The organism is Kushneria phosphatilytica (assembly GCF_008247605.1).
GTDB lineage: Bacteria > Pseudomonadota > Gammaproteobacteria > Pseudomonadales > Halomonadaceae > Kushneria > Kushneria phosphatilytica.
This window is the reverse complement of sequence record NZ_CP043420.1, coordinates 469,994-485,065: the sequence shown is the minus strand read 5'-3', so window position 1 is coordinate 485,065 and position 15,072 is coordinate 469,994. Positions and strand designations below refer to the sequence as shown.

Annotated in this window: 11 protein-coding genes and 1 pseudogene; 10 read left to right on the top strand and 2 right to left on the bottom strand. The window is 60.0% G+C overall.

Going from position 1 to position 15,072, the window contains the following annotated elements; all coding sequences use genetic code 11:
- The first annotated feature begins 37 nt into the window (after nt 1-37).
- Nucleotides 38-1,792, top strand: a complete 1,755-nt coding sequence (locus FY550_RS02110) for an HD domain-containing phosphohydrolase (RefSeq protein ID WP_149054325.1) — start codon at nt 38-40, stop codon at nt 1,790-1,792.
- A gap of 135 nt (nt 1,793-1,927) precedes the next feature.
- Here the strand turns inward: FY550_RS02110 and arsC are convergent, their stop codons facing one another.
- A complete protein-coding gene (gene arsC, locus FY550_RS02105; protein WP_456073126.1) occupies nt 1,928-2,329 on the bottom strand; it encodes an arsenate reductase (glutaredoxin) in 402 nt (133 codons plus the stop codon).
- 326 nt (nt 2,330-2,655) lie between these two features.
- On the opposite strand from arsC, the gene FY550_RS02100 reads away from it, so the two are divergent.
- From FY550_RS02100 to FY550_RS02085, 4 genes are read left to right on the top strand one after another with little or no spacing between them, the layout of a single operon-like run.
- The gene (locus FY550_RS02100; protein WP_070981266.1) at nt 2,656-3,789 is read left to right on the top strand and encodes an ABC transporter substrate-binding protein; all 1,134 of its coding nucleotides are present in this window, start codon (nt 2,656-2,658) and stop codon (nt 3,787-3,789) included.
- On the top strand, nt 3,790-4,893 hold the full coding sequence (locus FY550_RS02095) for a FecCD family ABC transporter permease (protein WP_070981264.1): 1,104 nt from the start codon (nt 3,790-3,792) through the stop codon (nt 4,891-4,893).
- Nucleotides 4,890-5,702 (top strand): ABC transporter ATP-binding protein, encoded by an 813-nt coding sequence (locus tag FY550_RS02090; RefSeq protein ID WP_070981262.1) that lies wholly within the window; start codon nt 4,890-4,892, stop codon nt 5,700-5,702. Before FY550_RS02095 ends, FY550_RS02090 begins: the two co-directional genes overlap by 4 nt.
- Complete coding sequence (locus FY550_RS02085; RefSeq protein ID WP_084388271.1) at nt 5,696-6,526, top strand: alpha/beta hydrolase; 831 nt, start codon at nt 5,696-5,698, stop codon at nt 6,524-6,526. Before FY550_RS02090 ends, FY550_RS02085 begins: the two co-directional genes overlap by 7 nt.
- 122 nt (nt 6,527-6,648) lie before the next feature.
- Here FY550_RS02085 and FY550_RS02080 read toward each other — a convergent pair whose 3' ends face one another.
- Nucleotides 6,649-8,811 (bottom strand): TonB-dependent siderophore receptor, encoded by a 2,163-nt coding sequence (locus FY550_RS02080; RefSeq protein ID WP_070981260.1) that lies wholly within the window; start codon nt 8,809-8,811, stop codon nt 6,649-6,651.
- Nucleotides 8,812-9,017: 206 nt separating this feature from the next.
- Here FY550_RS02080 and FY550_RS02075 point away from each other — a divergent pair, with 206 nt between their 5' ends.
- The 5 genes and pseudogenes from FY550_RS02075 to FY550_RS02055 all read left to right on the top strand — a co-directional run bounded on the left by FY550_RS02075 (nt 9,018) and on the right by FY550_RS02055 (nt 15,051).
- The gene (locus FY550_RS02075) at nt 9,018-9,506 is read left to right on the top strand and encodes a TspO/MBR family protein (RefSeq protein WP_149054324.1); all 489 of its coding nucleotides are present in this window, start codon (nt 9,018-9,020) and stop codon (nt 9,504-9,506) included.
- 112 nt (nt 9,507-9,618) lie between these two features.
- Nucleotides 9,619-11,189 (top strand): annotated as a pseudogene (locus FY550_RS17205) (Na+/H+ antiporter NhaC family protein).
- A 585-nt stretch (nt 11,190-11,774) separates the two neighbouring features.
- A complete protein-coding gene (agaR, locus tag FY550_RS02065) occupies nt 11,775-12,539 on the top strand; it encodes a transcriptional repressor AgaR (RefSeq protein WP_070981255.1) in 765 nt (254 codons plus the stop codon).
- Nucleotides 12,540-12,577: 38 nt separating this feature from the next.
- Nucleotides 12,578-13,879, top strand: a complete 1,302-nt coding sequence (locus FY550_RS02060) for a D-tagatose-bisphosphate aldolase, class II, non-catalytic subunit (protein ID WP_070981253.1) — start codon at nt 12,578-12,580, stop codon at nt 13,877-13,879.
- On the top strand, nt 13,879-15,051 hold the full coding sequence (locus tag FY550_RS02055; RefSeq protein WP_070981250.1) for an SIS domain-containing protein: 1,173 nt from the start codon (nt 13,879-13,881) through the stop codon (nt 15,049-15,051). The genes FY550_RS02060 and FY550_RS02055 overlap by 1 nt, the downstream gene beginning before the upstream one ends.
- Nucleotides 15,052-15,072 lie beyond the last annotated feature (21 nt).

Below are 15,072 nucleotides of genomic sequence, written 5' to 3'. Positions count from 1 at the left end.
TAACCAGCGCCCTGCCTTCATATGGAGAGCACCCGCCATGAGTTTCAAACCGGCAAGGAAGTCCGAGACCTCCGAAGCAAAATCCCTATCGCAACAGGAAGATGAGGCTTACGTCATCAATGTCATCAATGCCATCTCACGGGATCGGCATGATATTTCACTGACTCTGAACGCCCTCGAGGATCCGGTTTCTGCCCGTATCAGACACGTCAACACCCAAGCCGGCACCATGTCACTCGCCATCGCGGGGCTTCAGGACATCAGTGATGACCACCTTCTCGACTCATCGATTATGCTGGATGCCGAAAAGATCAACGGACCAGCAGGTTCGGAAAGTATCCACTTCGAGGATATCGAACCGATTCGGGTCAGGCATTTCGGAGAATTTCTGGAAATCCAGTGCGCGCTGCCCAACTCCCTGTTCACAACCAACCGACGCGGTGGCGTACGCATCCCATTCATCCAGGGCATGAAGGCCTCGGCAGAAATCGAGGTCTACACAGGGCTGCCTCCCATCCAGGCACAATTGCGCAATCTCTCCCTGGGCGGCTGTATGCTGGAATTTCCCTTGCGAGAGTGTGCCCACTTCGACATCAATGGCTATCTGCCCGCCATGGCCATCAGCTTCCCCAATGGTGAGGAAATCACTCTGGAAGCCAGAGTACGCCATGTGCGTCCTGCGGGGCGCTCCCATCACGCCATTATCGGAGTCAGTTTCGAAGGGATGTCATCCCAGCTGGATCAGCGTCTCTCCTATCTTGTTGGAGAGGCCGAGAGCGAGCTGGCCTACAGGCTCGGTATGGATACGCGCCATTCTCACCGATCACCATTGTTCATTGAGAAATACACCGCTGCCACGACCGAACCACCACCGGCACCGGAGGAAAACACCACCCCGATGCTCAAGGCCTTCAGGGAAATTGCCCGGCAGTTGCACATTACCCTGCTGCACCTGAAAAATGGCCACCATCTCTCCGGCAACGCACTTTATGACAGCGCCGATACCCTGATCCATCTGCTTGATCGTGATCGCCAGCAGACGCTCTACGCCCTTCATTGTCTTCAGGACGAACCCCAATGGCTGAGTCACTCGCTCTGCGTGGCCGGACAATTGGGCGACATCCTGCTACCCACTCGACAATTCTCGTTTCAAACGCGCGATATTATCGTGTGTGCCCTGCTGCACCAGATGGGGAAACCCCTGATGCTGGGTAAACAGATGCCATCACTGGAAACGCCGCTAACGAGTCAGCAACGGGAGTATCTGAGCGGTCACGTCGAGGTATTAAACGGTCATCTGGACAAGCTGGAATGGCTCAACCGTGATACATATCGAGATGTCATCATGGGCGCCAACGAGTGCCTGGATGGCAGCGGTTATCCCGAGCATCGAACAGCCAAAGATCTGAATGATATTGCTCGCATCACCGCTATCATCAACCGCCTCGATACTTTGCAGCGCGGGCGCAACAAGCGCTCTGGCATGACACCTTTCGAAGCCTACCAGTACGTCTACAACCAACCCGAAAAGTATGACCAACAGTGGGTGACCCGATATATCCAGCGCCATGGATTCTACCCGATCGGGAGTCTCGTGCGATTTTCACAGGGATTTCTGGCCTGGGTAATGAAGGTGGATGCCCACGGTCAGCCCGAACAGGTGCGGGTCGTCAAGAATCTGGCCCATCACTCCATGTCCCTGGATACGATCCTCACTCCGGTAGATTTCTCTCAACTGGGAGAGCTGGAAGCCTCGGAACGCCCGGATGATTATCAGTTATCCCCCTTTTGAGCGATGCCCAAAGGCACTACCCTCAACCACCGAGCGATAGTTCATCATGGCAATACAAGCCCGCTGCAAGGCGGGCCTGGCATGAAAACCGTACGCTGCGTCACTCAAGGCCTGGTGAATGCACTTTCTCCCGGCTCAGGAGACCTCCCCCAGGCGCACGACCTCGCCATCCTCACGGGTAAATTCGCTCGGCGGGTAGGCCAGCAGATCCAGCACCTTCTCCGAGGGACGACAGAGCCGCACGCCCAGCTCGGTTACCACGATAGGACGATCAATCAGGGCGGGATGCGCCAGCATGGCGTCGATCAGCTGTTCAGAATCCAGCGATGGATCGTCCAACCCCAGCTCGCTGCAGAGCGGATCCTGCTCTCTGAGCAGCTCACGCGGGGTAAGGCGCATCGCGGCCAATAGATCGATCAGCTTCACGCGCGAAGGCGGTGTTTTCAGATACTCGATCACATGAGGCTCATCGCCGGAATGGCGCATCATCGCCAGAGTATTGCGAGAAGTGCCGCAATCGGGATTGTGATAGATCACGCTGGTCAAGGTCGGCTCTCCTCGGGAGATGGCAGTGGATAACAACCACTCCAGAGACTCGCACAGTTCGGGGTGACCATGGCAACCCTTATGCCACGTATGTCGGGCATCCCTCCGGAAATGACGGAGCCGAAAGCGGGCCTGAATAGCGATGCCAGGAAGGAGTGCATCCACCAGCCCATAAATAACAACCATTTGCATTTAATCTATATTATCAATTAAATTCATGCGTCATCATGATCCGGGGCCGTTTTGCCAGGTGCCCGTCGTTTACTACTGTCCAGGTGGCTTTCCATGCCGATCATCCATTATCCAGGGAAATGGCCATGACCGCCTGCACTCGACGCTTCCCTTTTCTTCCGGCCTGCTTGGCAATCGTCATGGCGCTGCTTCCACCGATGGCTCAGGCAGCCCGGATTGTTGACCTGCGGGGCCGTGTCGTCGAAGTACCAGAGCACATTGACAGCATTTCCATCGACGATAGCCGTGACCTGATTGCGCTGTCGCTGATCACGCCCAACCCTGTCAGTCTGTTGGCTGCCTGGCCCCGGGATATTCATCGCCTCGGCCCATACACCTACAAACGTTATCTGCAACGCTTTCCGGCGCTTGAAACGCTGCCGCAAGTGGCCAGCTCGGCAGAGAATTTCGATATGGAGTCGATCCTGGCAGCCGCCCCGGATGTTGCCGTGCTCTCGCTCGGCAGCAGCCCCGGGGAGGCACGGCTCGCGCAACTGCAGGCGGCGGGTATCCCGGTTGTCTTCATCGATTTCTTCAATGATCCGTTTGCTCATCAGGCCCGCAGTCTGCGCATTCTGGGGCAACTGACCGGCCATGAGCAGCAGGCCGAAGCCTTTCTCGACTTCCGCCAGCAACATCTGGATCGGATCAGACGGAAAGTGTCACAACGCTCTTCTTCAGATCGCCCGCAGGTCTTTCTGGAAGCACACGCCGGTATTACCCGGGATTGCTGCTACTCGCCGGGTAAAGGCAGCGTAGGGAGTTACATCGAGTTCGTCGGTGGGCATAACATCGGCGCTGATGTACTGAACAGCACCACGGGCAAGCTGAATCTGGAGTACATCATCACCCGTGATCCCGGCATCTACATCGCCACCGGCGGGCCGGATATGCAGAAAACAGGGGGGATGGTGCTGGGCGGCGGCATTGATGCCGACACCGCGCGCGCGTCACTGCAAGCCATGACCCAGCGCCGGGGAATCGCGCAGCTTTCGGCGGTCAGGACGGGCAATGTTCATGGCCTGGCTCATCAATTGCTCAACTCGCCCCTTGATCTCGTCGCCATTGAGGCCCTGGCCGGCTGGATTCATCCAACCCTCTTCGCCGAGACGGACCCGGGGCAAACGCTCGAAGAGATCAACCGCCGCTTTCTGGCAGTACCCTACCGCGGCACCGGCTGGGTCAGCCTGACACCCCTGCAGCCTGAAGGTGTCCGCTAGATGACCGACCACATCCGGCAGGGCGACCCGATTCATCCTGAGGCAGCTACCAGCGGTACAACTATCGATGCGCTGCTGGCCGAGCATCGCCGTACCGTGATCCGGCGTTTCGTGATCCTGCTCGGGCTGACACTGCTGTGTCTCCTTGCCCTGGTCGTGGATCTGTCGACCGGCCCTTCGACCCTGTCAATCGGACAGATCGTGACAGGCATGCTGTCGCCCGACAGCCTGACGCCTCCCCAGGCCACGATCCTGTGGCAGGTCCGCCTGCCCTATGCCCTGATGGCTCTGTTGGTCGGCGCCGCGCTCTCACTGGCCGGCGTGGAGATGCAGACCATCCTCAACAATCCGCTGGCCAGCCCCTTCACCCTGGGCGTCTCTTCGGCCGCCTCGTTCGGGGCCGCCCTCGCCATCGTGCTGGGCATCAGCCTACCGTTCATGCCCTCGGACTGGGCAGTGCCTTTCAATGCCTTCCTCTGTGCACTGGGCTCGGTACTACTGCTGCAATGTATGGCTCGGCTGCGCAGTACCGGCATCGAAACCATCGTGCTGCTGGGGATCGCACTGGTGTTCGTCTTTAATGCGCTGGTGTCACTGATCCAGTTCGTTTCCTCCCAGGCAGCACTACAACAGCTGGTATTCTGGAGCATGGGATCGCTCTCGCGCGCGACCTGGCCCAACGTCGCACTGCTCGCAGGCGTGCTGCTACTGGTCACGCCGTTCTCGCTACAGGCCGCTGGCCATCTGACCGCCCTGCGACTGGGCGAAGATCGTGCCCGCAGCTTTGGCATCAATGTCACCCGTTTGCGCTTCATGGCGCTGCTGCGGGTCAGTTTGCTGGCCGCCACTTCGGTGGCCTTCGCGGGCACGATCGGCTTTGTCGGTCTGGTCGGGCCACATATCGCCCGGCTGCTGCTGGGAGAGGAGCATCGCTTCCTGCTGCCGGGCAGCCTGTTGACCGGAGCGCTGCTGATGTCGCTGGCTTCGGCTGCCAGCAAGCTGCTGGTGCCGGGTGTCCTCCTGCCGATCGGCATCGTGACGGCCATCGTGGGTGTGCCGGCCTTTCTGCTGCTCATCTTCTGGCGACCGCGAGGCACTTCATGAATACTCGGCAAACAGGACTGGAAGTCAGCCGCCTGAGTTCGGGCTATCGCCGACGCCGAATACTCGAGGACATCACTCTGCCCGAGCTGTACGCCGGAGAGGTACATTCACTGGTCGGGCCCAATGCTGCCGGCAAGAGTACCCTGATGCGTGCACTGGCCGGGCTTCAGCCGGCCAGCGGCTCGATCAGACTTCAGGGGCGCGAGCTGATGGGGCGTTCGCTTTCCGAGCGTACCCGGCTGGTCACCTATATGCCGCAGAGTCTGCCCCAGGGGGTAGCGCTGAGCGTACTGGAGAGCGTGGTCAGTGCGCTGCGCGCCTCACCGCTTCACACCACGGCGAATACTCGCAGCACTCTGGAAGAGCGGGCGTTCGAGGTGCTGGCACGGGTCGGTGTAGCCGAACTGGCGCTGGAAAGCCTGCATCATCTCTCCGGCGGCCAGCGCCAGCTGGTCTCACTGGCTCAGGTGCTGGCCCGGGAACCGCGCGTGCTGCTGCTCGATGAACCGATCAGCGCCCTGGATCTGCAGCATCAGCTGCGGGTGATGCAGCTGGTCCATCGCCTGGCCCGCGAGCGCCACATGATTGTTCTGATGGTACTGCACGATCTTGGCGTGGCTGCGCGCTGGTCCGACGGCATCGTGATGCTTTCGCACGGCAGGGTTGCGGCGATAGGCACGCCCGCCGAGGCGATCACGCCGGTAACACTGGCACAAGTGTATGGCGTTCGCGCCCGGGTCGAACACCCACCGCATGACTCACTGCAGATTCGGGTCGACGATGTGCTCACCCCGGGAGATCCATGCTGATGTGCCTTTCATCACCCACTCCGACCGAGAAGTGGCAGAGTGCGGTCAGCGGTCTCACCTATCCCGTACGCCTATGGATACCGCCAGGCCCACCACCGGCGCAGGGCTGGCCGGTGGTGGTAGTGCTGGATGCCGACACCCTGTTTGCCACCTTCGTGGAAGCCATCCAGCGCACCAGCCGTCGCCCCGAGGCCACCGGTATTGCCCCGGCAGCCGTGGTCGGCATTGCATGCGCGCCCGACGCCCATTCGACCGGTAGAGAGCGTTACCGCGACTACACCTTCGACCCACCGGCCGAGGAGTACATGCCCGGTGCCAACGAGCATGGCGGTGATGCATTGCTCACCTTCATTGTCGATCAGTTGCTGCCCGAGCTGCGTGACCACTGGCCGCTGGATGGCGCACGTCAAAGCCTGTTCGGGCATTCGCTGGCCGGCTATTTCGTGCTGAATGTGCTGGCTCGGCGCCCCGGCATCTTTCACACCCATGTCGCCATCAGTCCTTCGATCTGGTGGAACGAGCAGGCACTGCGAGAGCACATGACAAGGCTGACCCGGCGCGATATACGTCTGTTCATCGGTGTCGGTGAATGGGAAGAACACCTGGCCCCCTGGCAGTCCCGGGCGCCGGATCGCAAACAAAGCCTGGCCCGACGGCGCGCGCGACGCATGATCAGTCGCGCCTCACACATGGCAGCCACGGTCAGCCACCTGCCGGGCGAGCCCTGCGTCGCGTTTCATGTCTTTCCGGATGAGGATCACGCCTCGGTGGTACTGGTTGCCCTCCAGCGTGCATTGCGTTTCATGCTGGCCCCCTCCCGGTAACCGGACACCGACAAGCGGTAACCCCGGTGCCGGGCAATGGCTCGGGTTCACGCCATTCGCAACGCAACACCAGCAGCCACCGCGGCATGGCCCATAGGCCGGCCGCGGCGAGCATACTTCGATCAGAAGTCGTAGCGCAGCGAAGCCACGACATTGGAGGGCGCACCGTACATGTTAAAGGTACTGGTAGAGCCCACGCGCTCGTAGTAGGTCTTGTCGAAGATGTTGTTGAAGTTGAGCTGTCCCTTGAGAGCCGGTGTGAAATCGTAACCGATCATGGCATCCACCACCGCATAACCGGGTGCTTCTACCGCTGGTGAACTCGACGTATGGAAGTCGCTCATCGCGGTGACGCCGCCGCCAATATGAAAGCCATCCAGCACCCCTCCCTCGAACCCGTACTGGCTCCAGAGATTGAGTGTGTTATGTGGCATCAGGGTAAAGGCAACCGGGCTGTCACCCTCCTCCACCCGGGTATCGAGATAGGTGTAGCCGGCAATGATGTCCCAGTGCTCGATGGGTGAGCCGGTCACTTCGAACTCGGCCCCCTGAATGCGCCGCTTGCCGATTGCAAAGCTGTAACCGGCCCTCGGGTTATCGGCAGGCGCTGCCGCAGCATTCTCGTCATACATGCGGAAAGCCGAGATCCGGGCATTCAGATCACCATTGAAGTAGCTACCCTTGAGACCGACTTCGTACTGCTCACCCTCGCGTGGTTTCAGCAGCCTGCCGTTCTGATCAACGCTGTCACTCTGTGGCATGAACACCTCGGAGTAACTGGCGTAGAGCGCATGATGTTCATCCAGATCGAGCACGACCCCGGCATAGGGCGTGAAGCGGGCGTCATCGCTGCGCGAGTCCGAAGCGCCATCAGCAAGATAATCGCTGAGATGCTGCTGATAGGAGCTGACACGCCCGCCGACAATCAGCGCCAGGGGCTGGATGGGCCGAAAGGTCAGTTTGGAGTAGAGGCCGTACTCTTCCAGCGTGGTGCGATCATTGGTCCGTGTATAGGCGATAGCGGGCTCGTCGAACTGGTCCGCATGATAGGTCTCGACGTTAATGGTGCCCAGTCTGGCAACCCCCTGTCCCGTTTCGGTCTCGTAGCGCTTGTAGTCGGTCCCGACCACGAACTCGCTGACATTGCCGAAGGTATCGAACGGCTGACTGTAGCTGGCATCAGCCGATACCGTCTCCTGATCCACCCTGCCCCCCAGTGCGACCATGCTGGACTGGTCATTGGCATCCACGCCGCTGAAGGTATAGGCGTACTTGTAGTCGGCAGCGCGATTGGAGTAGCGCGCCGCAATACGTCCATAGCCGCCATTGTCGAAGCGGTGGGTCAGCTCGGCGATCCAGTCGTTGCTCTGGCTGTTGAAGTCGTTCCAGTCGGCGCCGAAGAAACGGGTACGTCGGAAATCCAGCAGATTACCCTCTGTATCGGTCGGTACCCCGTTACTCGGTACGATATCCCGGTGCTGGCGCAGATACGCCAGTGACAGCGTGGTTGCATCGTCGAGATCGATATCGAGCGCACCGTAAAAGGTCTGGTTGGTGTTCTCGTTGTGATCGACAAAGCCGTTGCTATCGTCGTTGGCGATCACCATGCGCCCACGAACGCTGCCATCGCTGTTGATCGGCCCCGAGAGGTCCGTTTCCTCGTAGTTCTGATCCCAGCTGCCATAGCGGGCCGTGACATGCCCCTGGAAATCGTAGGTGGGGCGCTTGCGCACCAGGTTGACGATACCGCCCATTTCACTGGTGCTGTTGAACAGCCCCGAGGGCCCGCGCATGATCTCGACCCGATCGAACGCGGCCAGATTGGGTACGGTCCCCAGAATACTGGCCATCGGCGCAGGCAAACCATCGATGTTGTACTCGTTGTACTCATAGCCGCGCGAGTAGATCGACGAACGGCCATTACCGTTACTCAGTACCCGCATGCCCGGCGTGCGTTTGGCCATCTCATCAAGGGTATTGAAGTTTTCATCCTCGATCGCATCACGGGTGACCACGCTGACCGACTGTGGGATATCGCGCAGTGAAGCCGGGGTTTTGGTGCCCACCGTGGCCGCATCGACGGTATAGCCGCCGGTCTGCTCGGAGGGCAGCATCTCGTAGAGCCGGTTGCCCTTTACTGTAATGGTGGCCTGGGCCGTCGTGGTCGTAACGGCCTCTGATTCAGCAGTGGGCTTGCGCACATCCGCCAGAATCGGCTGAGCAAGACCGAGCGTCGTGGAGACGCCCATAGTGACCAGGCCCCACCGCTTCCATGGAGTATTCATTGACACCAGTTCCCTTTTTCCTTGATTGAATGAGAATATTTTTCATTCGCATGAGAATAGTATTATCAATAACGCTCCGACGCCATCCCCGGCTATGCCGAACAAACCCCGTGGAACACCCGGCATGGACGCTCCCGGCGCGCTGGACTATGTTGGGCCGATTTCATCAACCCGATGTTCCATGAAAGCGGTAAGGACCACCCTTTATGCGAGCCCCTTCAAAGCGCAGACAATTGACCGGACTCCTCGGCTGGCTGGGTATCAGCTACCTGGCTGCCGCCATCGGCGCCATTGCCTCGATCAATGCAGTAGACTTCTATGAACGGCTCGCACAGCCGGAGTGGGCACCGCCAGCTGCAGTGTTCGGCCCGGTCTGGATGACGCTTTACGGTCTGATGGGGATTGCCGCATGGCTGATATGGCGCGGCAGACCCCGCAGAAAGGCACTCAATCTGTTTCTGATCCAGCTTGCGCTCAATGCCCTGTGGAGTTGGCTCTACTTCGTATGGCATCTCGGCGCTGTCTCCTTCTACAGCATCCTGGTGCTATGGGTATTGATCCTGTGCACCCTGATCACCTTCTGGCGGCGAAAGCCACTGGCGGGCCTGTTACTGGTGCCCTATCTGCTCTGGGTGAGTCTGGCCAGCGCCCTGACCCTGGCCACCTGGCAACTCAATCCGCAGATCCTGGGCTGAGCGGAGCTTTAAAGCGGACCCGAGCTGGCCTGCCGTTTATTGCCCGCCTCGCCCCGCGTTCCCTGTGAAGTCTCCATCTTGCATGGCACCTTATTGATGTGGTTCCAATGTGATGGATATAACAATAGCGGGGAGCCACGGCATGGACGCGTTGATTTCACTGCTACCACCGATAGCAGCGGTGGTGCTGGCACTGGCGACCCGACGGGTCAATGTTTCGCTGTTCATCAGCATCTGGCTGGGTGGCTGGCTGGTGGCGGGCGGCCCCATCGCTGCGGTGGGCCAGACCTTTGACTGGTTTGCCAGGGTGATGACCGATGAATGGAACGCCCGCTTCCTGGTACTGGTGGCACTACTTGGGGCAGGTGCTGCCTTCATGCACCGTACCGGTGGCTCACAGGCACTGGCGCACACCCTTTCCAAACGCATTCATTCCGGTCGTGGCGCCCTGATGCTGACGTGGGCGCTGGGTGTGGTGATCTTTTTCAACGATTACGTCAACTCGGTCATCGTGGGTAACGCCACCCGTGACCTTACCGCCCGGCAGCATCAGTCGAGGGAGAAGCTCGCCTGGGTCATGGACGCCACCTCTGCACCCATGGCCACCCTCGGCCCGGTCTCGGACTGGATCGGCTATCAGGTCTCGCTGATTGCCGGTGCTCTGGTGGGCCTGAGCCTCGCCTCGGCAGAACCCTATCACCTGTTTTTACAATCGATTCCCTGGAACTTCTACGCGCTGCTCTGCCTCGCCTCGGTGCCCATGATCCTGCTGGCGGGAGACTTCGGCCCCATGGCGAAAGCACAACAGCGCGCCGAGACCACCGGTGAGCTGGTTGCACCGGGAGATACCCCACTCTCCAGCGTCGATGAGGATCTGGGAGAAGTGCCCGTGGGGCGCGGCCGGCTATGGCACTTCCTGCTACCGCTGGCAGTCCTGATCAGCGTGGCCTGCTGGGGGCTCTGGTATACGGGGGCGGTGCTGAAGGCGTGGCCATCATGGATGCGCTGGCGGATACCGATGTCAGCGTGGCGCTCTCCTGGGCCGCGTTTGCCATGGTCACCACGGGGATGATCATGGCGCTGTTACAGCGTCAGAGTCTGGAGAATTGCGAGGAGACACTGCTGGCAGGCTTTCGTACCATGCTGCCAGCGCTGGTGATCATGGTGCTGGCCTGGAGCATCGGCACCGTCACCGAAGCACTGGGCACTGGCGAGCATGTCATCGATGCCACCCGCGACTGGCTCTCACCCGCGCTGCTACCGCTACTGATTTTCCTGATTGCGATGGTCATTTCTTTTGCCACTGGCAGCTCCTGGGGCGCCATGGCAATTCTCACCCCCATCGGCGTCCCGCTGGCCTTTGAGCTTTCCGGGGGCGACATGACGCTGCTCAGCATGACGGTCGGCGCCATCTTCTCCGGCTCGATTTTCGGTGACCACTGCTCGCCCATCTCCGATACCACAGTGATGGCATCGATCTTCGCCGGCTCCGATCATATCGCTCACGTGCGCACCCAGATTCCCTATGCCCTGGTACCCGCCGGCATCAGCGCCCTGCTCTATATGGCCTCGATGGCCATCGAGTCGGTATGGCTGCTGCTGGCAGCGGGGCTGGTGATTCAGTTCGCGGTAATCATGGTGCTGGGGAGATGGAAAAATAACGCAGCAGTGGATGGGTCCTGAAAAACCACCATCAATGCCCTGACAACGAACTTCATCAACAAGCCCCGGGTATCGGCGGGTACCAAACACAAGCGCGGTGCGCACCTGCGCCCGGCTTCTGCGCAGCGAAAAGTCATTCATTATCGCGCCGTTGACTTCGGCATTGCTGCTGTGACGGATGGCGCGAAAGACTGTACAGGGCCCATCCGCTGGCCCTGACCGCTCAACCCACAGATACCGGGCTGAGCGGTAAAAGCTTCCCCCACTGCTCGCATTTCGAAGCGGCTCCCCTGGTGACATCGCCTGCCCGATACCGGCAGGCATGCCTCTCTTTTCTCTTCTCCGGTGCTGTATCAAGCCCTGGTCAACGTTTCCTGGTGCGATAGCCGTCACTGGCTGTCGCGCTTTTTTTATCGGGGCCACTGCGGCTACTCGCAAGCAAAAGACGACTTCCTCAGGCCTGATGGCCCCACGTCCATGGCACGATCAGGCAGTCAGCGCGACAATTCGCAAGCGTTGTTCGACCAATGGAGAATAACGAAAACGATAAAATCATTTGAGAAAGAAAACGAAAGCATGTTTAATCAAATCGAAAGGATATGACGAATGACTGGACAGGAAAGACGTGAGGCAATCGTTCGCTACCTGGCAGCGCATGAACGCGCTCGGGTGGATGATCTGGCCCAACACCTCGGAGTGTCGGTAGTCACCATTCGCAGCGATCTGCGGCTTTTGGAAAACGCCGGCTACGTGGTGCGTATGCACGGGGTTGTTGTGTTGAGCCAGAACACGGCCGCGGAAATCGCTTTCGCGGAACGTCGCCAGAAACACTCGGGCGTAAAGGGAAAAATCGGGGCCGAAGCAGCGCGACTGGTCAATAACGGTGACTCGATCATTCTCGATGCCGGCACCACCACCCTGGAAATCGCGCGCCACCTGAAGCAGCACGAAGCGCTACTGGTCATGACCAATGGGCTCGATATCGCCATGGAGCTCTCTCATGCGCCTGGCGTCGAAATCATCATGCTGGGCGGGAAGCTTCGCAAAACGGCGCTTTCCTGCTCGGGGGCAGAAGCGGAAGCCAGTCTGTCCCATCACCGCTTCGACCGGCTGTTTCTAGGTGTGGATGCCATGGAGCTGACTCGAGGATTAACCACCGATCACGAGAACGAGGCGAGCCTGAATCGCGCCATGATCGCCATTGCCGACGAAGTCGTCGCCGTTACCGATTCCAGCAAGGCTGACCGCAAAAGTGTGTATCTCGTCAGCAATTTTGACGGCATTGACCGGCTGGTCACCGACGATCAGCTGCCCGATGCCTACATCGAAGCACTGCGTCACGAGCATCACGTCGAGGTCATTCTCTCCTAGACCGCGCCCAACATACTGCATAACCGGGAGGAGACAGCATGAATCCGCTGAGTGAGCTGATTGCTCGCCACAAGAAGGGTGAGCCTGTCGGGATATATTCCGTCTGTTCCGCTCATCCACTGGTCCTGGAGGCCACTCTGCGTCATGCCCGGGCCTCGAATGGCCTGGCCCTGATCGAAGCCACGTCCAACCAGGTCGATCAGACCGGGGGCTACACGGGGATGACCCCCGCCGACTTTCGCGAGTTTGTCCTCGCCATTGCCGAATCAGCGGGTCTGCCCTCCCGGAACATCATCCTCGGCGGTGACCATCTCGGCCCCAACCGCTGGCAGCACGAACAGGCCGAAGTGGCCATGACACACGCCGAATGCCTGATTCGGCATTACGTCGCCGCCGGTTTCGAAAAGATTCACCTAGATTGCAGCATGTCCTGCGCCGATGACCCGACACCACTCTGGGATGAACGGGCAGCCGAGCGCGCAGCCCGGCTTGCCGGCGTGGCAGAAGACACTGCACGAGAACAGTTCGGCGAGAGCCGGCTCATGTATGTCGTCGGTACCGAGGTCCCCGTCCCCGGTGGCGCGCAGGAATCACTGGAATCCGGCATTACGCCCACTGCTCCGGAAGCGGCCCGGGCTACCATCGCTGCCCACCAGCAGGCCTTTGTCAAAGCCGGACTGGAGTCGATCTGGCCACGGGTCATCGGGCTGGTCGTGCAGCCGGGCGTGGAGTTCGATCACATGCATGTGATCGATTACCAGAGCCATGCAGCCCAGGCGCTTTCCAGGGTAGTGGATGAACATGAGCACCTGGTCTTCGAAGCGCACTCCACGGACTATCAGACGCCCTCGGCGCTCAGGGCGCTGGTGCATGACCACTTTGCCATCCTCAAGGTCGGCCCGGGTCTGACCTTCGCGCTGCGTGAGGCCCTGTTCGCGCTCGAGGACATGGAAATTCTGCTGGTCTCTGATACGCAGCGATCCCGGCTGGGGGAGACCATCGAACGGCGCATGTGTGAAGCGCCGGAATACTGGCAGAACCACTATCACGGCGATGAAGCGCAACTGCGCTTTGCCCGCCGCTTCAGCCTGAGCGACCGCATTCGCTACTACTGGCCGGACCACGCCATTCAGGCCGCGCAGCAAACCCTGGTGAACAATCTGATCGAGCACCCGATCCCGCTGCCGCTGTTGAGTCGCTATATGCCCCTGCAGTACCGCCGGGTACGCGAGGGTCAGCTGGACAATCACCCTCATGCCCTGCTGCTGGATCATGTCACAACCGTACTGCGTGACTACGCCGCTGCCTGCACCCCTTCATCCATCCCGGGAGATCAATAATGGAATCCAATGCCATGCTGGGCGTCGCCGATGCCGAAACGCGCGGAGCGGCCCATACGGTTCGTGAAATCGCTCAGCAACCCCGGGTCTGGCGAACGCTCTTCGACAGCCTGCAGTCACGGCGACGGGAGATCGACAGCTTCCTCGAGCCGCTGCTGTCACGCGCCGAGCTGCGTATCGTACTGACCGGCGCCGGTACCTCGGCCTTCGGTGGCCAGATGCTGGCCGCTACGCTGACCGCACAATTGCAGCGCCCGGTAGAAGCCATTGCCACCACCGATATCGTCTCGCGGCCACAACAATGCTTCCCGGATAACAGACCTGTCCTGCTGATTTCCTTCGCTCGCTCAGGCAATAGCCCGGAGAGCATTGCCGCCACCGAACTCGCCGAGCAATGCGTACCGGAATGCCACCACCTGGTGGTGACCTGCAATCCACAGGGCAAGCTGTTCGGCGCGCATGACACGGCCGAGCGATCACTGGTCCTGCTGATGCCTGAAGCAGCCGATGATCAGGGCTTTGCCATGACCTCCAGCATCACCGCCATGATGCTGGCCGTGCTCTGTGCACTGGCCCCGGAACTGGTGGACAACGACACCGTGACACGCCTGAGTGTGGCCACCGAACAGCTCATGGCGGTTTCTCCGACACAAATCGCAGCACTGGCACAGCGTGGTTTCGAGCGCATCGTCTATCTCGGCAGCGGTCCCTTCAAGGACCTGGCCCAGGAGTCGGCGCTCAAGATTCTGGAGCTGAGTGCCGGTCGAGTGATGGCGTATCACGATACGCCACTGGGATTTCGCCACGGTCCCAAATCCCTGCTGGATGAGCGCACCCTTGTAGTCGTGTTTCTTTCCAACGATGACTACGCACGTCAATACGATCTCGACATTCTCCGCGAACTTGGCGAACAACAGGGCAAGGAAGCGGTGATCGCCATCTCGGCGAGAGCGCCCGAACAGCCATTGAACTGCACCCTGTGGCAGATCAGGGACATGGCGCAGGCGGCGGACTGGGCGCTGCTCTATCCCTATCTGGTGCAGGCCCAGCTCCTGGCTCTGCATACCTCACTGGCCCTGGGCAAGACACCTGATAACCCCTTCCCCTCCGGTGAAGTCAATCGAGTCGTCAAGGGCGTCACCATTCATCCCTTCGAGGCGAAGAGTCGCTGAAGTCGGCGTAAACCGGGAGGT